The sequence below is a fragment of the Minwuia sp. IMCC3060 genome (assembly GCF_029909435.1).
GTDB lineage: Bacteria > Pseudomonadota > Alphaproteobacteria > Minwuiales > Minwuiaceae > Minwuia.
Genome location: NZ_CP123782.1, coordinates 19,527 through 38,221 on the forward strand (window position 1 = coordinate 19,527; position 18,695 = coordinate 38,221).

The following is an 18,695-nucleotide window of genomic DNA, read 5'->3' on the forward strand; positions in this document are numbered from 1 at the left end:
GGACATGCTCAGTAGCAGGTCGGCCAGGTCGCCAGCGGCTTGAACGACCCCCGCGGGGGAATGTCGATGTGCATGCGGCTGACATGGTGCGCCAGCCAGGCGCGGGTGTCGGCGGGGTTGATGATCTCGTCCACCTGCATGGCACCGGCGGCGGCGTTCGGACCCGTGTCGCGGGCAACCTCCGCCATCAGGCGGGCATGTTCCGCACCCCGGGCTTCCGGGTCCAGCTTCGCCAGCTTGTCGGCATAGACCACGTTCACGCCAACCGCCGGGTCCATGAAACTGATCTCCGCAGACGGCCAGGCGGCGACGGCGCGTCCCCCCATGCTGCTGCCCGACAGGGAGAAATAGGCGAGGCCGAAGGCCTTGCGCATCACCACGGTCAGGCGCGGCACCTCCACCAGCGCCAGTGCCTCCGCGAAGCGGATCGCCTTGGCCAGCAGATTGGCATGCTCCACCTGCCGCCCGACCATGAAGCCGGGCGTGTCCTGCATGAAGATCAGCGGGATGTTGTTGGCGTCGCAGAGGCTGAGGAAGGCCGTGGCCTTGTCGCAGGCATCGGGCGACAGCGCCCCGGCATAGATCACCGGCTGCGACGCGACGAAGCCCACCGACCGACCGGCGATGCGCCCGAAGGCGGTGATCAGGCTGCGGCCGAAATTGGGCTTCAGTTCGAAGATGCTGCCGTCGTCGGTCATGCGCCGCAGCACCCGGCGCATGTCATAGGCCCGTGTGCGCTTCATCGGCACCAGATCGCTGATCTTGTCGTCCGGGCCGATGTTGGTGTCATAGGCGGTGCGCGGCGGTTCTTCCCAGCAGTTCTGTGGCAGATAGCCGAGCAGGGTCCGCACCTGGTCGATGGCATCATCCTCGTCCTTCGCGACCCGGTCGATCTGACCGGTCATGCGGTCGTGGACCGAGGTGCCGCCCAGTTCCTCGAAGCCGATCTTCTCCCCCGTCGCGATCTCGATGACGCGCGGGCTGGTGACGGCCAGGCAGGTCCCCTCCACCTGAATGACCACGTCGGAGAAGGCCGACTGGAAGGACGAACCGCCAAAGCTCTCGCCGCAGATCACGGAAATCATGGGGGAGCGCCTGCGGCGGCGCGCGTTGGCAATGTCGGGCGGGACCTTCACGAAACCTTCCGACCCCAGCGTGTCCGGGATGCGGGCGCCGCCAGTCTCCCCGAAATAGACACAGGGGGTGCCATCGGCCCAGGCGGTCTCGAAGATCCGGTGCAGCTTGCGGCTGCCGATGACGGAACTGGAGCCGCGCTTCACCGTGATGTCGTCACCGGCCACGGCCATGGCACGCCCGGCCACCGTGCCGAAACCGCCGATCTTGCCGTCGCCCGGCGTGTTGCCCCGATCCTCGACCCGATCCGAGACGGCGAAGGTGCCGACCTCGCTGAAGCTGTTCGGATCCACCAGCTTCGCGATCCTTTCGCGGATCGTGTAGCGGCCCTTCTCGTGGATGCGGTCGATCTTGTCCTGCCCACCCATTTCCGTGTGGATGGTTTCGCGGCGCGCGTCGAGCGCGGCACCGAGTTCGTTCAGGGTCTCTGCTTGCTGTTCCATTGTCCCTCCCCGGACGCTGGTTGCGACATTGCCAATGGGGGCAACCCGCCGGACCGGCAGGTTGCCTTTGCAGTCAGAACAGACTGGCCTGCCTCTGCGACACGGCAGACCAGTCCTTGCGCAGGGTCAGGACCCGGCCCTCGAAAGCCCGCGCCCGGAAACGCTCCCGTTGTTCCCGGGACCCGATGGTCAGGCGGCCCACTGCCGCCGGTGCCTGCAGGTTTCGGTGCAGGGACCTCAATAGGTGACGACGGTACGGATCGATTCACCGGCATGCATCAGGTCGAAGCCCTTGTTGATCTCCTCGAACGGCAGCACGTGGGTGATCAGGTCGTCGATGTTGATCTTGCCGTCCATGTACCAGTCGACGATGCGCGGCACATCGGTGCGGCCCTTGGCACCGCCGAAGGCCGTGCCGCGCCAGACCCGGCCGGTGACAAGCTGGAACGGACGGGTGGCGATCTCCTGACCGGCACCGGCGACACCGATGATGATGCTCTCGCCCCAGCCCTTGTGGCAGCACTCCAGCGCCTGGCGCATGACGTTGACGTTGCCGATGCATTCGAAGGAATAGTCGACGCCGCCATCAGTCAGATCGACAATGGCCTCCACCACCTTGTCGTTGCCGACCTCGTTGGGATTGATGAAGTCGGTCATGCCGAACTTCTCCGCCAGTTCGCGGCGGTCATTGTTCAGATCGACGCCGATGATCCGGTCACAGCCGACCATGCGCAGGCCCTGCAGCACGTTGAGCCCGATACCGCCCAGACCGAAGACGGCGGCGGTGGATCCCACCTCCACCTTGGCGGTGTTCATGACCGCGCCGAGCCCGGTGGTGACACCGCAGCCGATGTAGCAGACCTTCTCGAACGGTGCGTCCTGACGGATCTTCGCTACCGCGATCTCCGGCAGCACCGTGTAGTTGGCGAAGGTGGATGTGCCCATGTAGTGGAACACGGGCGACCCGTTGCGGCTGAAGCGGCTGGTGCCGTCGGGCATCAGGCCCTGGCCCTGGGTGGCGCGCACGGCCTGGCAGAGGTTGGTCTTGCCCGACAGGCAGAACTTGCACTGGCGGCATTCCGGTGTGTAGAGCGGAATGACGTGGTCGCCGGGCTTCACCGAGGTGACGCCGGGGCCGACTTCCACCACCACGCCCGCGCCCTCATGGCCCAGGATGGAGGGGAAGATACCTTCCGGGTCAGCGCCCGACAGGGTGAACTCGTCAGTGTGGCAGATGCCGGTCGCCTTGACCTCCACCATCACCTCACCGGCCTTCGGTCCTTCAAGCTGAACCGTGGTGACTTCCAGCGGCTTGCCTGCTTCAACGGCCAGTGCTGCCCGAACATCCATTTCGTCTTCCCCCAGATCGCAAAGCGTCAGTTGTCGTCTGGCGGGATGCTAGAACAGATTGGGTGGTGATGGAAATGCCCGCGGGCGTCGCCGATCAGTTCAGCAGAGGCGCAAAGCCCTGGCGCGGGCTGCCCACCACGCGCAGCCCGTCCCGCGCAACTTCCAGCACGGGCAGCAGACGTTCGCTCTGGCCATCCGCGCGCAGGCGGAACGTGCCGTAGTAGGCGGCAAAGCCCTGGTCATCCAGCAGGGCCGACTCACTGAAGACCGGCTGTCCCGCAGGCTGATCCCGGATCAGTGTGGCGGCCAGGGCAATGGCGTCATATCCCAGCATGGCGATCCGGTCCGGTTCCGTGCCGAAAGTGGCGCTGAAGCGACTGGCGAAACTGTTGTAGAAGCCCGGGTCGGGGCCCGGGAACCAGCCGCCGATCAGGGTCGGTTCCGATTGCAGGTCACTGGCAAACCAGCCGCCGAGTCCGAGGTACCTCACCACCACGGGGTCAACGTCATAGAACGCCAGCAGGGGGGCGATCGTGGGCAGGCGGCTGGCAGGCTCGGCCAGCAGCACAGCGTCGAACGGCGGATCGCCAAGCGTATCCAGCACCTCCAGCCGCTCCAGCGCGGATTTCGAGATGGCGTCACCATTGCTTTCCAGCCGGGCCCGTTCCTCCTCCAGCGCCTGCCTGCGCAGGTCGTAGTCGGCGAATTCACGGGCATACTGCAGCAGCAGTTCATCGTCGGCTTCCGCGCCGGCCGGGTAGTAGGTCACCCGGACCAGCTCGCCAAGCGACTGTTCCATGGTCTCGACCAGGGCCTGATGCACCCGGCGGCCATAGACCGAGTCCGGCAGGAAGGCGGCGATCTTGCTGTGGCCGCGGGCCAGTGCGAAGCCGATGATGGAGCGGACTTCGTTTGTCGGCGTTACCCCCAGGATATGGGCACCACGGCCCGCGACGGAACTGTCGTTGGAGAAGGCGAGTACCGGCACCCCCGCCGGTTCGGCCACGGCATTGACCACCTGCACGTGATTGCCGAACAGGGGCCCGACAATGACTTCCGCGCCTTCCGCCAGGGCCAGGCGGGCGGCCTGCTCGGCCCCTTCCGGTGTGCCCTGGGTATCCTTCGGAATCAGGTTCAGCCGGGGTTGCTGCTGGTCGAACATGGCCAGCATTGCCGCGTCCAGCAGTCGCTGTCCCACCCCGGCCGCACGGCCAGTCAACGGCACCAGAATGGCGACCCGGACAGGCCGCTGGCCGTCCAGTTCGGGACGGTTGAGCAGGATCTGCTGCATCCTGAATCCCTCGGCGGAGCGGGTTTCAATGGAGCCGAAGGTCCCGGCGAGGCCGCCCGGTATCACCGGCTCGGCGGGTTTCGCTGGTGCGGCAGGCGCGGGTCTGGCCGGCGCGGCCTTCGCGACCGGTGCGGCTTCGGTGGCCGGTTTCTCCGCTGCCGGGTTGCTGCAGGCTGCCAGCCCGATCAGCAGCAGCCCGGAAACACCTGTGAGGAAACGGCTTCTGCGGCGGTCGGACATATCTGCAATCCTTGCGGAATCGGCGTAACCTGCGGCCATGGTCAGATCCTCTTCACATGCCCGGCCGGGACCGCGCGCCCTGGCGCCGGGACTTTACGTCGTGGCCACCCCGATCGGCAATCTCGACGATCTGAGCCCGCGGGCACGTCACGTCCTGTCGTCCGCGGACCGGGTCCTGGCGGAGGACACGCGGGTCGCGCGGCGTCTGCTGCAGAGCTTCGGGGCCACCGCGACGCTGGATATCTACAACGATCACAATGGGGCGAAAGTGAGGCCCGCCCTGCTGAACGCCCTCTCCGGCGGGGCCGCCATCGCCCTGACCAGCGACGCAGGCACGCCGCTGATCTCCGACCCCGGCTACAAGCTGGTGGATGAGGCGCGCGCGGCGGGCATTGCGGTGCACGCTGTGCCGGGACCGTCCGCGGTGATCACCGCCCTGTCGGTGGCGGGGCTGCCCAGTGACCGGTTCCTGTTCGGTGGGTTCCTGCCGCCGAAATCGGCGGCGCGCCGGAAGGTGCTGCAGGAGCTGGGCGCGGTGCAGGCGACGCTTGTCTTCTACGAGACCGCGAACCGGCTGCAGGCGGTGCTGGGGGACATGGCCGGGGTGCTGGGGGCCAGGCAGGTCGCCGTTGCCCGCGAACTGACCAAGATGTTCGAAGAAGTGCGGCGCGGTTCGATCCCCGAGCTGGTCGCGCACTACGCGCAGGCCGGTCAGCCGAAGGGGGAGATCGTTCTGGTTGTCGGCCCGCCCGCCGATGATGCGGATGTGGAGGCGGTGGATATCGATGCCCTGCTGCGGGACCACCTGTCCCGGCTGCGCACCCGTGATGCCGTCGATGCGGTCGTTGCCGAGACGGGTCTGCCGCGCCGGGAGGTCTATCGTCGCGCCGTCGAACTGGCCCCGAAGAAGAGTGACTGAGATGGCGCAACCGGCAGGCAGTCGCCAGAAGCGGCAGCGTGCCTTTCTGGCCGGGCGCGGGGCGGAGACACTGGCGGTCTGGATGCTGCGGCTGAAGGGCTATCGCATTGTCGGGCGCAACCTGCGGACGCCTGTGGGAGAGATCGATATCGTCGCCCGCCGTGGCAAGGTTGTGGCATTTGTCGAGGTGAAACGTCGCCCGGAAATGAGCGCCGCGCGCCGCGCCGTCAGCCGCAGCCAGCAGCAGCGAATCCTGCGCGCGGCCGAGTATCTGCGGGCTTCAGGCCAGTTGGGTGCGGATGTGCAGGGGTACCGTTTCGACCTGATTGCGGTCCTGCCACGCCGGTTGCCGGTGCATCTGCCGGATATGTGGCGGCCTTGAAATCGCCCGCTTTCGCTACCCAGATGCCGTATCATCGGTTGCATGATTCGCTGATCGGGCCGTGACAGCCCGCTCGCATGGACAGGAGACGGCCCAATGTCAGTTCTTTCAACGGGATCCCGGGGATCGCGCGTTCTCGCGGTGGTGGCGCTTTGCAGTGCCGCCGGGCTGCTCGGCGGCTGTGCCGGTGCGATCTTCGGCGCGGGCGCAACCGCCGGTGTCAGCCTGGCGCAGGAACGCTCCATCGGCGATGCCATCGACGATGCCACGATTTCCACCGCCCTCAGCACCAGCCTGCTGGAAGACAGTTTCCAGCTCTTCCGCGATGTCGATCACGAGGTGGTGGAAGGCCGTGTACTGCTGACCGGCAAGGTGGAGAAGAACGAGAGCCGCCTGCGGGCAGAGGCGCTTGCCTGGAAGATCAAGGGCGTGAAGGAAGTCGCCAATGCCATCCAGGTGACGACGGAGGGGGGCTTCCAGAACTTTGCCCGTGACGTGCGGATCTCGACCGAACTGCGCGGCAAGATCATCGGTGATCCGGACGTCAATGGCATCAACTACTCGCTGGAGACCGTCAACGGCACGATCTATCTGATCGGTATCGCGCAGGATGAGGCCGAACTGAACCGCGTGATCCGCCATGCCCGCAATATCGAGGGGGTCCGGAAGGTGGAGAGCTATGTTCGCCTGAAGAACGATCCTTCCCGCGGCAGCTGATCCGGTATGGCGGAGAGCGACTGGCAGTCGGTTCTGCGCCGGGCCGCCGGCCTGGCCGACAGCGACCTGGATGTGGCGGAGGTGGCCCTGGCGCTTTCCATGGCGGACCATCCGGAACGTGACCCCGCACCCTATCGCCGGCATCTCGCCGAACTGGCGTCCGCTCCACCCGCCGCAGCACCGGCCGCGAGCTGGCTTGCCGAACGGCTGGCCGGGCAGTTCGACTATCGTGGCGACGGCCAGACCTACGATGACATGCGCAACGCAGACATGATGGCGGTGATCAACCGTCGTCGCGGTCTGCCTGTGGCGCTGGGGATCCTCTATATCCATGTCGCCCGTGCGCAGGGCTGGTCGCTGATGGGGCTGAATTTCCCCGGTCATTTCCTCCTGCGCCTGGCATTCCCGGAGGGGCTGGCGATCATTGACCCCTTCAACGGCGGACGTACCCGCACCATGGATGAACTGCAGGCCCTGCTGAACCGGATCGCGGGGCGGGATGTGGCGCTGCAGCCGGAGCACATGGCGGCGGTGCCGCTGCGCCATGTCCTGATGCGACTACAGAACAACATTCGCATCCGGGCGGAACAGTCGGGCGACCTGGACCGTGCCGCGGAGATCCTGCATCGCATCTCCCTGTTCGCACCGCGGGAGCCGGGTGTCTGGCTCGACCGGGCCGACCTGGCGGCGAAATCGGGAAACCTGATGGCGGCGCAGGAGATTCTGGACGATGGCCTGGCCCATCTTGAGGGCATGGCTGCCGTGCAACTGCTGGAAAAGGCACGGGAAAAGCTGACACGACGGCTGAACTGAGTCACAATGGGCTTTTCCTGGGGAGGAACCAATCATGAGCTGGAAAAACGTCGAGATCGAGCGTCGCGGCAAGGTGGCCATCGTCACCATGGACCGCCACGAGAAGCTGAATGCCTTCAACCCGACCCTGATGCGGGAGATGACGGAAGTGGGGCTGTCATTTCACGATGACCGCGAGGTCCACGCCGTGGTCCTGCGGGGCAATGACAATTATTTCTCGTCCGGCGCGGATCTGACCGATGCCGACATGTGGCGCACCGAAGGCCTGAGCGAACTGGACATCCGTGACCGTTTTCGCATGGGCGGACGCCTGTGCGATGCCTGGGAGAAGATGCCCCAGATCACCGTCGCGGCGATGGAGAAGATGGCGGTCGGTGCAGGCTTCGCGCTGCCGCTGGCGCTGGACTGGCGGGTGCTGGGCCGCTCCGCCTTTCTGTATGTGCCGGAGATCAAGATCGGCCTGAACCTGCAGTGGGGCGCACAGCCCCGCCTGACGCGGCTGGTCGGTCCGGCGCGGGCCAAGCGCATCATCATCCTCTGCGAGAAGATGGGGGCGGCGCAGGCGCTGGACTGGGGTCTGGTCGACGAAGTCGCCGACGACGGCAAGACCGCGGAACGGGCGCTCGAGCTGGCCGAGACCGCAGCCTCGATGCCGCCGACCGCCGTCAGGATGGTGAAGGAGGCGGTGAACGCCACCGCGAACGCCCTGAACCAGGTCTCCAGCTACGCTGATTTCGACCAGAGCTGGCTCGGCGCGAACCTCTCGGCAGCCCAGGAGGCCCGGGAGTCGTTCAGCAAGAAATAGGGGTGGCTGGCGCGACCGGTCACCAACAGCGAACGCAGGGCGGAGGGGCGGCTCATTTGAACCGACCGTCCCTCCCTGACGCTGTGCCCGGACTCGATCCGAGTATCCAGCGTGCAATCTGGTTCGGATCAGTGCCGCGAGCGTCGTGAGTGGGCAGGACATTGGTGCTCACCGCTCCCACCCCACCGACGCCGTACCCGGACTTGATCCTGGTACACAGCAGTGCCGCCCCGGCGCGGGAGGCCGGGCGCACGGATCAGGTCCGCGAGCGTCCTGCAGGCAATCAGTGAACGGTCCCGGTCGCGCCGGAGGCCTTGCCGATCCAGCGCTGGATCACCTGTTCCAGCCAGTCCCATTCCTGGTAGCCCATGGCGAGCAGGCGATAGCGTTCCTCGTCGTAGCCGAGCAGTGACGGGAAGCCGTGGATGCCGAGCTGGCGGCTGAAGGCAAAGTCGCGCTGGGTCATTTCGCGGGTGTTCTCGCTGGCGAAGGTTTCCAGGAACGCATCACGGTCCAGCCCGAACTCTGCGGCGATGTCGGCCAGGGTTCCGGTGTCGGTGACGTCGCGATTGTCCCGGTAGAACGCACCCTGCAGTGTCGCCAGGAATTCCAGCGGCCTGTCCGTGCCCATCTTCTTCGCCGCAACCAGCGCCCGGCTGGCGGGTTCGGTGTCGTAGACGAAGGACTCGCGATCAAAGAAGCCATAGTCGAACGGCTGGCCGGAAGCCTCGTTCACATGCTCCCAGTGCTTGCGGACTTCCTCTTTCGCGTGGGGTTTCATCGGCCTGGTGACGCCCGGATAGAGTCCCCCCATCACCAGCCGCACCGGAATTTCGGGGAAACGCTCCCGGATGCGGTCCACCGTCGGCGCAAAGCCCCAGCACCAGGAACACATCGGATCCGCCAGAAAGATGAAGCGCAGGGTCATTTCGTGGGCCTCCAGGGATTGAGTGCAGGTCTCCGGATCAGCTTGCCTCGCTGAAGTTCGGGGCGCGTTTCTCCATGCCGGCGCGGACGGCTTCGAGCTGGTTCGGGCTGCCGATCAGCTTTTCCTGTTCCTCGCTCTCGGCCATCAGCAAGCCTGCCTCGTCGGCGTCGCCCCGCATGTTCAGCAGGCGTTTCGCGGCGCGGATGGCGTCGGGGCTCTTGCCCGCAATCTCCCGCGCCATGGCCATGGCCTCCGCATGCGGGTCCGTGGCGGTGCGGGTGGCGAAGCCCAGTGCCACGGCCTCCTCACCGGAGAACTGACGGCCTGTGAAGGTCAGTTCCCGCACCACATCATCCCCCGCCAGTTCCCGCATCAGCGGCAGGCCGGCCATGTCGGGCACCAGCCCCCACTTGATCTCCAGCACCGACATGCGGGTGTCGGGGGCGACGATGCGGATATCGGCGCCCAGGCAGATCTGCAGGCCGCCGCCAAAGGCCACGCCATGCACCGCGGCGATCACCGGCACCGGCAGGTTGCGCCAGCCCCAGGCGGTCTGCTGCGCCCGGTTGGCGATGCCGTGGGTCCGCCTGGTCAGACGCCCGACGCCTTCGACATTGCCGCCGCCCATCCGCCGGAAGCTCTCGAAGTCGAGCCCGGCACAGAACGCCCGGCCTTCCCCCGACAGGACCACCACCCTGACCGCGCTGCTGGATGCCAGTTCGTTGATTGCGGCAACGATGCCGTCGAACATGTCCGGGTCCAGTGCATTCATCTTGTCGGCGCGGTTCAGCCGGACATCGGCGATGCCGCCCGCGATGGAGATGGTGACGCGGTCATTCATGGACGTATCCCTTCGCAGGCCGGGGATGCGGAAGACGGGTGCCCCGCATCAGGGCAGGGCACCCGCGATCCGACAGGACTCAGAGAGCCTCGATGATCGTGACGTTGGCGATACCACCGCCCTCGCACATGGTCTGCAGGCCATAGCGCTTGCCACGGGCGTGCAGGGCATTGATCAGCGTCGTCATCAGCTTGGCACCGGAGGCACCCAGCGGATGGCCGAGCGAGATCGCGCCGCCATTGACGTTCAGACGGGCGTGGTCCGCACCGATTTCCTGCAGCCAGGCCATCGGTACCGGCGCGAAGGCCTCGTTGACTTCATAGAGGTCGATGTCATCGATCTTCATGCCCGCGCGCTGCAGTGCCTTGCGGGTGGCGCCGATCGGCTCCTCCAGCATGATCACCGGGTCGCCACCGGTCACGGTCAGATTGTGGATGCGGGCCAGCGGCTTCAGATTGTGCTCCTTCAGCGCGCGCTCGTTGACCACCAGGACACCGGCGGCACCGTCACAGATCTGGCTGGCGTTGGCAGCGGTGATCGCACCGCCTTCCATCAGCAGCTTCACGGAGCCGATGGACTCAGGCGAGGCATCGAAACGGATGCCTTCGTCCACGGTGTGCATCTCGCGGCCCTCATCGCCCTCGACCTCCAGCGCCAGGATCTCGTTGCTGAAGGCACCTTCCTCGGTCGCCCGGATCGCACGCTTGTGGCTTTCCAGCGCGAAGGCGTCGAGCTGGTCGCGGTTGAAGCCGTACTTCTTCACCATCATCTCGGCACCGGTGAACTGGCTGAACTGCACGCCAGGATAACGCTCTTCCATGTGCGGGCTCATCGGCACGCCGAGACCGGCCTCCGCGGCGAGGCGGGTCGGGCTGCCCATGGGCACGCGGGTCATGCTCTCGACACCGGCGGCGATGACGATGTCCATGGTGCCGGACATCACGGCCTGGGCCGCGAACTGGATCGACTGCTGGGAGGAGCCGCACTGACGGTCGATGGAAACCGCCGGCACGCTCTCCGGCAGCTTCGAGGCCAGGACGCAGTTGCGTCCGATATGGAACGACTGCTCGCCCGCCTGACCGACGCAGCCCATGACCACATCCTCGATGGCAGCGGGATCAATGCCGCTGCGGTCCACCAGTGCATCCAGCACGGCACCGCCCAGATCAGCCGGATGCCATTCCTTCAGACGGCCATTGCGGCGGCCACCGGCGGTGCGTACCGCCTCGACGATATAAGCTTCAGCCATCGAACTCTTCTCCCGATCATAATGATTGTTCTGCCCCAGATATGCATTGACGTACAGGTAAGGGCAAGCCCGCCACACCGCATGGCTCGGCAGCCGCTGACGCAATGTGGCGACCTGTCATTGACAATCATTCGCATTCTCATCATTCTTGGTCCCAGGTGAGGAAAACAGCGCACGAGAAGCAGTCATGTACGTCTGTATCTGCAATGCCCTGACAGACTGTCAGATCAACGAGGTCATTGACGGCGGCGAGCGTGATGCCACGGCTGTGCATCCCGGCCTCGGCTGCAGCACACGCTGCGGCAAGTGCCTTCCCACCATCGCCGACATGATGGAGGCCCGGCAGCAATCGGTCGGCGCCGACTTGGCGATGGCGGCGGAATAGCCCTGATGTTCGCCACCAACGCAATGCGGCACTGGCTCGGCAGCTCGCGCGTGGCCCGCGGTTCCGTCGGGTCGACACGTTCAGCCTCCCCGGCGCATGATGTGGCCGACACGTCGGCAATGGCCGTCCGGCCTGTCCGGCAGAACGAACACACAGCAGCAAGGGAAGTCGTGCCGCATGAAGGGCAATCCTGACGTCATCGCCTGTCTCAACAGGGTTCTCTACAACGAACTGGTCGCGATCAATCAGTACTTCCTGCACGCGCGGATGCTGAAGGACTGGGGTCTGACACGGCTCGGCAAGCATGAACACGACGAGTCGATCGACGAGATGAAGCACGCCGATCAGCTGATCGAGCGCATCCTGTTCCTTGAGGGACTGCCCAACCTGCAGGATCTCGGCAAGCTGCGCATCGGTACCGACACGAAAGAGATCCTGCAGTGTGATCTGGCGCTGGAGATGGACGCGATACCCGACCTGCGTGCAGGCATTTCCCTGGCCGAGAGCGCGGGCGACTTCGTAAGCCGGGAGCTGATGGAGAGCATTCTGGAATCGGAAGAGGAACATGTGGACTGGCTGGAGACCCAGCTTGGCCTGATCGAACGTGTCGGCTTGCAGAACTACATCCAGTCGCAGATGGGTGGCAGCGACTCGTGACCGCTGCCCCGGCGCTGGTCCGGGACATTGACCACCTGATGGTTCATGTCCATGACGCTGACAGGGCCGGTCGGCATTTCGAGGAACTCGGCTTCACGGTCACGCCGAAGAGCACGATGGCGGCGCTGGGGCTGAGCAACCGTTGTGTCCTGTTTCAGCCCGCCAGTGACCTTTGCTGCAATTACATCGAACTCATGGCGAAGGAAGACCCGGACCGGGTTCCGGCCTTCATGCAGGATGTGCTGGGCACCGACGAGGGGCCGGTGTCGCTGGTCATGGCCACACCCGACGCGCGGGCGGCGGCGGCGCAGTTGCCGGATCTGGGCGTGCCCTGCCATCCGCCGTTCGATGTAGAACGCGACTGGCATCTGGCCGATGGCGTCGATGTGCGTGTCGCCTTCGGTGTCTGCGTGCCCGAGACCGGGCATGCGCCGCTCTACTGGAACCTCTGCGAGCACCGGACGCGGGAACACTATGTCCGCCCCGACATCACCCGCCACGCCAATGGCGCGCAGCGTATCGCGACGGTCGGTGCCATTGCCGCGGACCCGCACCACACCGCGACCCGTCTGGGTGCGCAGTGGTCAGCGCAGGTCACGCAGGTCGGCAGCGGCCGCTGCCAGGTTGCACCCGGCAAGGTCGTCCTGTCCGTCGGTCCGGACCCGGCAGCCGACGTGCCCCGCATCGTGTCGCTGCACCTGGAGGGACTGGCGCGGAACGCAGAGGCAAGCCTTTACGGGCTGCACCTGAAAGCCGTCTGACCAACCGGGCCCGGTGCCCTGTCTTCAGGCCGACGGCGGCAGGTACCTGCCCGCCCCGTGATCCATGTCGCGCAGCGCCCTCAGGATGGCGACGAGGCCGTCGTCGCGCAGTTGCTCCAGTTCGCGGATCGATGCGTCACCGGCCTGATCGTCGGACTGGTCGACGATGCGGTTCAGCAGTTCATCGGTCAGTTCCGGGGCTTCCAGCTTGGTCCAGGGCAGCTTCAGCGCCGGGCCGAACTGGCTCATGAAGTGCCGCATTCCGGCCTCGCCGCCCGCAACGCGATAGATCAGGAAGGTCCCCATCAGGGACCAGCGCAGGCCGGGGCCCATGTGGATGGCACGGTCGATCTCCTCCACCGTTGCCACACCGTCGTTGATCATGTGCAGCGCCTCCCGCCAGACGGCTTCCAGCAGCCGGTCGGCGATAAAACCGTCGATCTCGTGGCGGACATGCAGCGGATGCATGCCGATCGATTCATAGATTGCGCGGGCCTGTTCGATGGTTTCAGCCGCTGTCTTTTCACCGCCGCAAAGCTCCACCAGCGGCAGCAGGTAGACCGGGTTGAACGGATGCCCGACGGTCAGCCTTTCGGGATGTTTCATCGCCGACTGCAGCCGCGTCGGCAGCAGGCCGGAGGTGGAGGAACCGATGATGACCTCCGGCGCCAACAGGGCGTCAGCCGCTGCCAGCACCCGGATCTTGAGGTCTTCCTGCTCCGGCAGGCTCTCCTGCACGAAACCGGCACCGTCCAGAGCGTCCTCCAGCCGCGTCACGACGCGAAGCTGCCCCTCCGCCGGGCGGCTGTCGGGGTGCAGGCCCGCCAGCGCGCGCCGGGCGTTGGCGAAGACCTCGCCCAGCTTGCGTTCCGCCTCCGGGTCGGGATCGAAGACCGTCACGTCGGAACCGGCGAGGCAGAAGCGCGCGGCCCAGCCGCCACCGATGACGCCGCCGCCGATCAGGCCGACGCGGGCGGGACGTGCGCCGCTCATCGTTTCACCAGCTTCAGCCGGTCGCGGACCTCTGCCGGGCCGAGCACCCGGACATTCATCGCCCGCAGGATCGACACCGCGCGTTCGACAAGGCTGCCGTTGGTGGCCTGCACACCCTTCTCCAGCCAGAGGTTGTCCTCCAGCCCGACGCGGACATTGCCGCCTGCCAGTACCGCCATCGCCACGAAGGGGATCTGCATCCGGCCGATGGAGAAGGCCGACCAGGTCGCCCCGGCGGGCAGGCGGTTGACCATCGCCATCAGGGTCTGCGGATCGTCCGGCGCGCCGTAGGGGATGCCCATGCAGAGCTGGATCATCATCGGATCATCCAGATAGCCGTCGCGGGCCAGTTCGTTGACGAAGACCAGGTGGCCGGTGTCGAAGACTTCCAGCTCCGGCCGGACGCCCAGTTCCTTGACCCGCATGGCCATGGTGCGCAGCGCGCCCGGCGTGTTGGTCATGACGTAGTCGGATTCGGCGAAATTCATCGTGCCGCAGTCCAGGGTGCAGATCTCCGGCAGCAGTTCCTCGACATGTCTCAGCCGCTCCAGAGGTCCGACCATGTCGGTGCCCGCCGGGTCCAGCGGCAGGGGCCGCTCCCCGGGGCCGAAGACCATGTCACCGCCCATGCCCGCCGTCAGGTTGATGACCACGTCCACGTCGGATGCGCGCACCCGTTCCACGACTTCCCGGTACAGCGCCGTGTCCCGGCTGCCCTTGCCGGTTTCCGGGTCGCGGACATGGATATGCGCGATCGCCGCCCCGGCCCGTGCGGCCTCGATGGCGCTGTCGGCGATCTGTTCGGGCGTCACCGGGACATGCGGTGACTTGTCGGTGGTGGCACCAGACCCGGTCACGGCGCAGGTGACGAAAGCTTCGAAGTTCATGACCGATCTCTCCATCCTTGCAGGTCGGACCCAGCTTTATGCGCCTGAACGGCCTCTGGAAAGTCCGTTCCCGACAGGAACTGCCGCAAGCGGGATACCCGGTTTCTTCGATCCGGCTGTATGCAGAAGAAAAAAAGGTGGGGAGGCACCGCCATGACATTCCGGATCACCATCGGGCCACGCATCCGCAAGTCCCCGTATTTCGACGCCACGGTCGCGGCCGGTGTCAGTGACATGACGGTCTACAATCACATGTACATGCCGACCGGCTTCGGTGATTTCGAGGCCGAGTACCGGCGCCTTGTCGAGACGGTGGCCCTGTGGGACGTGGCGGCGGAACGCCAGGTGCAGATCGCCGGACCGGACGCGGCCAGGCTGGTTCAGATGCTGGCGCCGCGCGACATCTCGAAGATGCGGGTCGGTCAGGGCCGCTACGCGCTGCTGAGCGACGTGACGGGGAAGCTGATCAACGATCCCGTGCTGCTGAAACTGGCCGATGACCGCTTCTGGTTCTCCATCGCCGATTCGGACATGGAATACTGGGTCGGCGGGATCGCCGCCGCGCTGGGCCTGGATGTGGAGGTGACGGAGCCGGATGTTTCACCGCTCGCGATCCAGGGACCGAACGCGCCGCTGGTGGTGGCCGACCTGTTCGGGGAATGGGTCCACGACCTGAAGTACTTTGCCTTCCGTGAAACGGAACTCGACGGCATTCCGCTGATCCTTGCCCGCTCCGGCTGGAGCAAGCAGCCGGGCTTCGAGATCTATCTGATGGACGGAACGCGCGGCACCGATCTGTGGGACCGGGTGATGTCCGCCGGACTGCCCCACGGCATCGGTCCCGGCGCCCCGAACGTCGTGGAGCGTACGGAGGGTGACCTGCTGTCCTGGGGCGCGGACACCCGCCCGGACGCAAACGCGCTGGAACTGGGTCTGGGGGATTTCATCAATCTGGACATGGCGCCGGACTTCATCGGCAAGGACGCGCTGAGGAAGATCCGTGCGGAGGGACCGAAGCGCCGCCGGGTCGGGCTGTTCATCGAACCGCCGACCCTGGAACCCAGCGACCACAACTGGCTGGTGCGCGACCGGGATGGAAATGCGGCCGGCCTGATCTCGGTCGCCGTGCCATCCATCCGGCTGCAACGCAACATCGCCATCGCGCTGATCAACAGCCCCCTGGCCGAAGTCGGAACGCAACTGGTCGTGGAGACGTCCAGTGGTCCCCGTCAGGCGGAAGTCACTTCGCTGCCGTTCATCCAGCCTGGCTGAGCCGGAGCTTCTGCGGTTTCAGTCTGACAGGCAGGCAGCGATCAACTGGCGGAAGGCGTCGGCGCGGTGGCTCATGCCGTGCTTTGCGTCCGGGTCCATTTCACCAAAACTGATGCTGTGACCACGCGGCTGAAACACCGGGTCATAGCCGAAGCCCTGGCTGCCGCGCGGCGGAAAGGTGATCTCTCCCTCCACCTTGCCCTCGAAGGCCGCTTCCTCCCCATCGGGCCAGACCAGTGCCAGCGCGCAGATGAAACGCGCTGTCCGCTCCGGTCTGCCGCTTGCGGTCATGTCACGCTCCAGACGCGCCATGGCAAAGCCGAAATCCCGGTCGGGACCGGCATAGCGTGCGGAATGGATGCCCGGTGCGCCGTCCAGCGCATCGACCGCCAGACCGGAATCGTCCGAAAGCGCGGGCAGGCCGGATGCGGTGGCGGCGGCGCGGGCCTTCAGCAGCGCATTGCCGATGAAGCTGTCTTCGGTCTCCTCCGGCTCCGGCAGGTTCAGGTCAGCGGCGGAAACCGCCTCCAGACCGAAGGGGCGCAGCAGGTCATTGATCTCCCGCACCTTGCCGGCATTGTGGCTGGCGACGACGATCCGCTTCTCTGTCAGGCGTCTTGCCATGGCGTTCAGTCGCTGACGGCCGCGCGCTGCAGCTCGGCCAGTTCCCCGGCGCCCTTCCGCGCCAGCCGCAGCAGTTCCATGAACTCCGCGTCGGTGAAGGGCGTGCCCTCCGCCGTGGCCTGGATCTCGACCAGCGTGCCGCCATCGGTGATGACGAAGTTGCTGTCCGTCTCGGCCTTCGAGTCCTCGTCATAGTCCAGGTCCAGCACGGGCTGGCCCTGATAGATGCCGCAGGAAATGGCAGCGACCTGACCGATCAGCGGGATCGACTTGATGGCACCCTTGTCCACCAGCCCTTTCAGGGCGATGTGCAGCGCGACCCAGCTGCCGGTGATCGCGGCGGTGCGGGTGCCGCCATCGGCCTGCAGCACGTCGCAGTCGACGCGGATCTGGCGCTCGCCGAAGCCTTCCAGGTTGGTCACCGCGCGCAACGAGCGCCCGATGAGACGCTGGATCTCCTGCGTGCGGCCGGACTGCTTGCCGCGGGCGGCCTCGCGGTCGGTGCGGGTGTGGGTGGAACGCGGCAGCATGCCGTATTCCGCCGTGACCCAGCCACGACCGGAATTGCGCAGCCAGCCGGGCACGCGCTCCTCCACCGTGGCGGCACACAGCACGTGGGTATCGCCGAAGCGGACGAGGCAGGAGCCTTCGGCATGGCGGGAGAAGCCGGGTTCCAGGCTGACGGCGCGCATTTGGTCGGCGGCGCGACCGGAGGGACGGGACATGAAAGCTCCTGCTGCTGTTCGTTCACGGGGAAGTCCGCCGCACGGGGCGGCATATCGCGGACATTTCCGTAGGAAGTGGTGGCGCGTTCTATCCCCCGCACCGAATATCTTCAACCCGCGCACATCGGCATCTTCCCTGTGGCCACCTGACTCCCTAGATTTGCAGCATGAGCGAGAACAACACGATCCAGTCCCTGAACGAGCGCAGTCGTGAGATCTTTCGCCATATCGTGGAGGATTTCCTGCAGACCGGCGCGCCCGTAGGCTCGCGCACCATCTCGCGCAAGCTGATCTCTCCCCTGTCGCCGGCATCGATCCGCAACGTCATGTCGGATCTGGAGGAAGCCGGGCTGCTCTACGCACCGCATACCTCCGCCGGGCGTCTGCCCACCGACCTTGGTCTCAGGCTGTTCATCGACGGACTGCTGGAGATCGGGGACCTGACGGATGACGAACGCGCGTCGATCGAAGGGCGCTGCGTCACCCAGGGCCGCAACTATACAGACGTGCTGACCGAAGCCTCCGAGCTGCTTTCCAGCCTGTCCGGCTATGCCGGTCTGGTGACGGTGCCGAAGAATGACCAGCCGCTGAAGCATCTGGAGATCGTCAGCCTGTCGCCGGACCAGGCGCTGGTGGTCATGGTCACGGTCGGCGGCGTGGTGGAGAACAGGCTGATCAGCGTCACGCCGGGGCTGACCCCTTCGGCGCTGGTGGAGGCCGGGAACTATCTGAACGACCGCCTGCGGGGGCGCACCATCCGCGAGGCGCGCGACGAGATCCTGAAGGAAATCGAGCAGCAGCAGGCGAAGCTGGACCGTCTGGCGGCCAACGTCGTGGAGGCCGGACTGGCCGACTGGGCCGGCAGCGACAATACGCCGAGCCGCCTGATCATCCGGGGGCGATCCCGCCTGCTGGACGACATCACGGCCATCGAGGATCTGGAGCGGCTGCGTCTGCTGTTCAATGATCTGGAGGCGAAGGGGGATCTGCTGAACATCCTCGACCTCGCCCAGGACGGCGAAGGGGTGCGGATTTTCGTGGGATCGGAGAGCAATCTGTTCAGTCTCACCGGTTCATCGGTGATCGTTGCACCCTTCACCGACAGCAAGCAGCAGATCATCGGGTCCATCGGCGTGATCGGTCCGACGCGCTTGAATTACGCCCGGATCATTCCCATGGTTGACTACACGGCAAAGGTGGTTGGTCGCCTGATGGGTTGACGTGGGCCACCGAAACCGCCACCTGCCAGCAACAGCACACATTCATGCAGATGAATTCC

Annotated in this window: 20 protein-coding genes; 10 read left to right on the forward strand and 10 right to left on the reverse strand. The window is 65.9% G+C overall.

Features of this window, described 5'->3' with window-relative positions; all coding sequences use genetic code 11:
• Window positions 1-8: 8 nt before the first annotated feature.
• The 3 genes from QGV54_RS00100 to QGV54_RS00110 form a co-directional block, all read right to left on the reverse strand.
• Window positions 9-1,577, reverse strand: coding sequence for a carboxyl transferase domain-containing protein (locus QGV54_RS00100; protein WP_281018921.1), 1,569 nt, complete (start codon window positions 1,575-1,577; stop codon window positions 9-11).
• 237 nt (window positions 1,578-1,814) lie between these two features.
• Entirely contained in the window at window positions 1,815-2,927 is a 1,113-nt protein-coding gene (locus QGV54_RS00105; RefSeq protein ID WP_281018920.1) for an S-(hydroxymethyl)glutathione dehydrogenase/class III alcohol dehydrogenase, read from the reverse strand.
• A gap of 94 nt (window positions 2,928-3,021) precedes the next feature.
• A complete protein-coding gene (locus QGV54_RS00110; protein ID WP_281020031.1) occupies window positions 3,022-4,458 on the reverse strand; it encodes a penicillin-binding protein activator in 1,437 nt (478 codons plus the stop codon).
• Between the two features lie 100 nt (window positions 4,459-4,558).
• On the opposite strand from QGV54_RS00110, the gene rsmI reads away from it, so the two are divergent.
• The 5 genes from rsmI (at window position 4,559) to QGV54_RS00135 (ending at window position 8,094) form a co-directional block, all read left to right on the forward strand.
• Complete coding sequence (gene rsmI, locus QGV54_RS00115; RefSeq protein WP_281018918.1) at window positions 4,559-5,377, forward strand: 16S rRNA (cytidine(1402)-2'-O)-methyltransferase; 819 nt, start codon at window positions 4,559-4,561, stop codon at window positions 5,375-5,377.
• A 1-nt stretch (window position 5,378) separates the two neighbouring features.
• A complete protein-coding gene (locus QGV54_RS00120; protein WP_281018917.1) occupies window positions 5,379-5,759 on the forward strand; it encodes a YraN family protein in 381 nt (126 codons plus the stop codon).
• Between the two features lie 96 nt (window positions 5,760-5,855).
• Window positions 5,856-6,476 (forward strand): BON domain-containing protein, encoded by a 621-nt coding sequence (locus QGV54_RS00125; RefSeq protein WP_281018916.1) that lies wholly within the window; start codon window positions 5,856-5,858, stop codon window positions 6,474-6,476.
• A 6-nt stretch (window positions 6,477-6,482) separates the two neighbouring features.
• Window positions 6,483-7,289 carry a transglutaminase-like domain-containing protein gene (locus QGV54_RS00130; protein ID WP_281018915.1) on the forward strand — a complete coding sequence of 269 codons (807 nt, stop codon included), beginning with the start codon at window positions 6,483-6,485 and terminating at the stop codon, window positions 7,287-7,289.
• A gap of 34 nt (window positions 7,290-7,323) precedes the next feature.
• A complete protein-coding gene (locus QGV54_RS00135) occupies window positions 7,324-8,094 on the forward strand; it encodes an enoyl-CoA hydratase/isomerase family protein (RefSeq protein ID WP_281018914.1) in 771 nt (256 codons plus the stop codon).
• Window positions 8,095-8,377: 283 nt separating this feature from the next.
• Here the strand turns inward: QGV54_RS00135 and QGV54_RS00140 are convergent, their stop codons facing one another.
• From QGV54_RS00140 to QGV54_RS00150, 3 genes are all read right to left on the reverse strand, one after another.
• Complete coding sequence (locus tag QGV54_RS00140; RefSeq protein WP_281018913.1) at window positions 8,378-9,022, reverse strand: DsbA family protein; 645 nt, start codon at window positions 9,020-9,022, stop codon at window positions 8,378-8,380.
• Window positions 9,023-9,059: 37 nt separating this feature from the next.
• The gene (locus QGV54_RS00145) at window positions 9,060-9,863 is read right to left on the reverse strand and encodes a crotonase/enoyl-CoA hydratase family protein (RefSeq protein WP_281018912.1); all 804 of its coding nucleotides are present in this window, start codon (window positions 9,861-9,863) and stop codon (window positions 9,060-9,062) included.
• Window positions 9,864-9,942: 79 nt separating this feature from the next.
• On the reverse strand, window positions 9,943-11,112 hold the full coding sequence (locus QGV54_RS00150; protein WP_281018911.1) for an acetyl-CoA C-acetyltransferase: 1,170 nt from the start codon (window positions 11,110-11,112) through the stop codon (window positions 9,943-9,945).
• Window positions 11,113-11,299: 187 nt separating this feature from the next.
• Here QGV54_RS00150 and QGV54_RS00155 point away from each other — a divergent pair, with 187 nt between their 5' ends.
• The 3 genes from QGV54_RS00155 to QGV54_RS00165 all read left to right on the forward strand — a co-directional run bounded on the left by QGV54_RS00155 (window position 11,300) and on the right by QGV54_RS00165 (window position 12,915).
• Window positions 11,300-11,497, forward strand: coding sequence for a (2Fe-2S)-binding protein (locus QGV54_RS00155; protein WP_281018910.1), 198 nt, complete (start codon window positions 11,300-11,302; stop codon window positions 11,495-11,497).
• 177 nt (window positions 11,498-11,674) lie between these two features.
• A complete protein-coding gene (bfr, locus tag QGV54_RS00160; RefSeq protein ID WP_281018909.1) occupies window positions 11,675-12,154 on the forward strand; it encodes a bacterioferritin in 480 nt (159 codons plus the stop codon).
• Window positions 12,151-12,915, forward strand: a complete 765-nt coding sequence (locus QGV54_RS00165) for a VOC family protein (RefSeq protein WP_281018908.1) — start codon at window positions 12,151-12,153, stop codon at window positions 12,913-12,915. Before bfr ends, QGV54_RS00165 begins: the two co-directional genes overlap by 4 nt.
• Before the next feature lie 24 nt (window positions 12,916-12,939).
• Here the strand turns inward: QGV54_RS00165 and QGV54_RS00170 are convergent, their stop codons facing one another.
• Together QGV54_RS00170 and QGV54_RS00175 are read right to left on the reverse strand one after the other, a co-directional pair.
• Complete coding sequence (locus QGV54_RS00170; protein WP_281018907.1) at window positions 12,940-13,908, reverse strand: 3-hydroxyacyl-CoA dehydrogenase NAD-binding domain-containing protein; 969 nt, start codon at window positions 13,906-13,908, stop codon at window positions 12,940-12,942.
• Window positions 13,905-14,795 carry a 3-keto-5-aminohexanoate cleavage protein gene (locus tag QGV54_RS00175; protein ID WP_281018906.1) on the reverse strand — a complete coding sequence of 297 codons (891 nt, stop codon included), beginning with the start codon at window positions 14,793-14,795 and terminating at the stop codon, window positions 13,905-13,907. Before QGV54_RS00175 ends, QGV54_RS00170 begins: the two co-directional genes overlap by 4 nt.
• A gap of 153 nt (window positions 14,796-14,948) precedes the next feature.
• Here QGV54_RS00175 and QGV54_RS00180 point away from each other — a divergent pair, with 153 nt between their 5' ends.
• Window positions 14,949-16,067, forward strand: a complete 1,119-nt coding sequence (locus tag QGV54_RS00180; protein ID WP_281018905.1) for a glycine cleavage T C-terminal barrel domain-containing protein — start codon at window positions 14,949-14,951, stop codon at window positions 16,065-16,067.
• 18 nt (window positions 16,068-16,085) lie between these two features.
• Here the strand turns inward: QGV54_RS00180 and rdgB are convergent, their stop codons facing one another.
• A complete protein-coding gene (gene rdgB / locus QGV54_RS00185) occupies window positions 16,086-16,691 on the reverse strand; it encodes an RdgB/HAM1 family non-canonical purine NTP pyrophosphatase (protein ID WP_281018904.1) in 606 nt (201 codons plus the stop codon).
• Between the two features lie 5 nt (window positions 16,692-16,696).
• On the reverse strand, window positions 16,697-17,416 hold the full coding sequence (gene rph / locus QGV54_RS00190) for a ribonuclease PH (RefSeq protein WP_281018903.1): 720 nt from the start codon (window positions 17,414-17,416) through the stop codon (window positions 16,697-16,699).
• A gap of 167 nt (window positions 17,417-17,583) precedes the next feature.
• Here rph and hrcA point away from each other — a divergent pair, with 167 nt between their 5' ends.
• Window positions 17,584-18,636 carry a heat-inducible transcriptional repressor HrcA gene (hrcA, locus tag QGV54_RS00195; RefSeq protein WP_281018902.1) on the forward strand — a complete coding sequence of 351 codons (1,053 nt, stop codon included), beginning with the start codon at window positions 17,584-17,586 and terminating at the stop codon, window positions 18,634-18,636.
• Window positions 18,637-18,695 lie beyond the last annotated feature (59 nt).

Coding starts and splice junctions, on each gene's coding strand:
- QGV54_RS00180 (WP_281018905.1), top strand. CDS start 14,949: ATGACATTCCGGATCACCATCGGGCCACGCATCCGCAAGTCCCCGTAT.
- QGV54_RS00150 (WP_281018911.1), bottom strand. CDS start 11,112: ATGGCTGAAGCTTATATCGTCGAGGCGGTACGCACCGCCGGTGGCCGC.
- QGV54_RS00125 (WP_281018916.1), top strand. CDS start 5,856: ATGTCAGTTCTTTCAACGGGATCCCGGGGATCGCGCGTTCTCGCGGTG.
- rph (WP_281018903.1), bottom strand. CDS start 17,416: ATGTCCCGTCCCTCCGGTCGCGCCGCCGACCAAATGCGCGCCGTCAGC.
- QGV54_RS00130 (WP_281018915.1), top strand. CDS start 6,483: ATGGCGGAGAGCGACTGGCAGTCGGTTCTGCGCCGGGCCGCCGGCCTG.
- rdgB (WP_281018904.1), bottom strand. CDS start 16,691: ATGGCAAGACGCCTGACAGAGAAGCGGATCGTCGTCGCCAGCCACAAT.
- QGV54_RS00140 (WP_281018913.1), bottom strand. CDS start 9,022: ATGACCCTGCGCTTCATCTTTCTGGCGGATCCGATGTGTTCCTGGTGC.
- QGV54_RS00105 (WP_281018920.1), bottom strand. CDS start 2,927: ATGGATGTTCGGGCAGCACTGGCCGTTGAAGCAGGCAAGCCGCTGGAA.
- bfr (WP_281018909.1), top strand. CDS start 11,675: ATGAAGGGCAATCCTGACGTCATCGCCTGTCTCAACAGGGTTCTCTAC.
- QGV54_RS00100 (WP_281018921.1), bottom strand. CDS start 1,577: ATGGAACAGCAAGCAGAGACCCTGAACGAACTCGGTGCCGCGCTCGAC.
- QGV54_RS00175 (WP_281018906.1), bottom strand. CDS start 14,795: ATGAACTTCGAAGCTTTCGTCACCTGCGCCGTGACCGGGTCTGGTGCC.
- hrcA (WP_281018902.1), top strand. CDS start 17,584: ATGAGCGAGAACAACACGATCCAGTCCCTGAACGAGCGCAGTCGTGAG.
- QGV54_RS00145 (WP_281018912.1), bottom strand. CDS start 9,863: ATGAATGACCGCGTCACCATCTCCATCGCGGGCGGCATCGCCGATGTC.
- QGV54_RS00155 (WP_281018910.1), top strand. CDS start 11,300: ATGTACGTCTGTATCTGCAATGCCCTGACAGACTGTCAGATCAACGAG.
- QGV54_RS00110 (WP_281020031.1), bottom strand. CDS start 4,458: ATGTCCGACCGCCGCAGAAGCCGTTTCCTCACAGGTGTTTCCGGGCTG.
- QGV54_RS00120 (WP_281018917.1), top strand. CDS start 5,379: ATGGCGCAACCGGCAGGCAGTCGCCAGAAGCGGCAGCGTGCCTTTCTG.
- QGV54_RS00170 (WP_281018907.1), bottom strand. CDS start 13,908: ATGAGCGGCGCACGTCCCGCCCGCGTCGGCCTGATCGGCGGCGGCGTC.
- QGV54_RS00135 (WP_281018914.1), top strand. CDS start 7,324: ATGAGCTGGAAAAACGTCGAGATCGAGCGTCGCGGCAAGGTGGCCATC.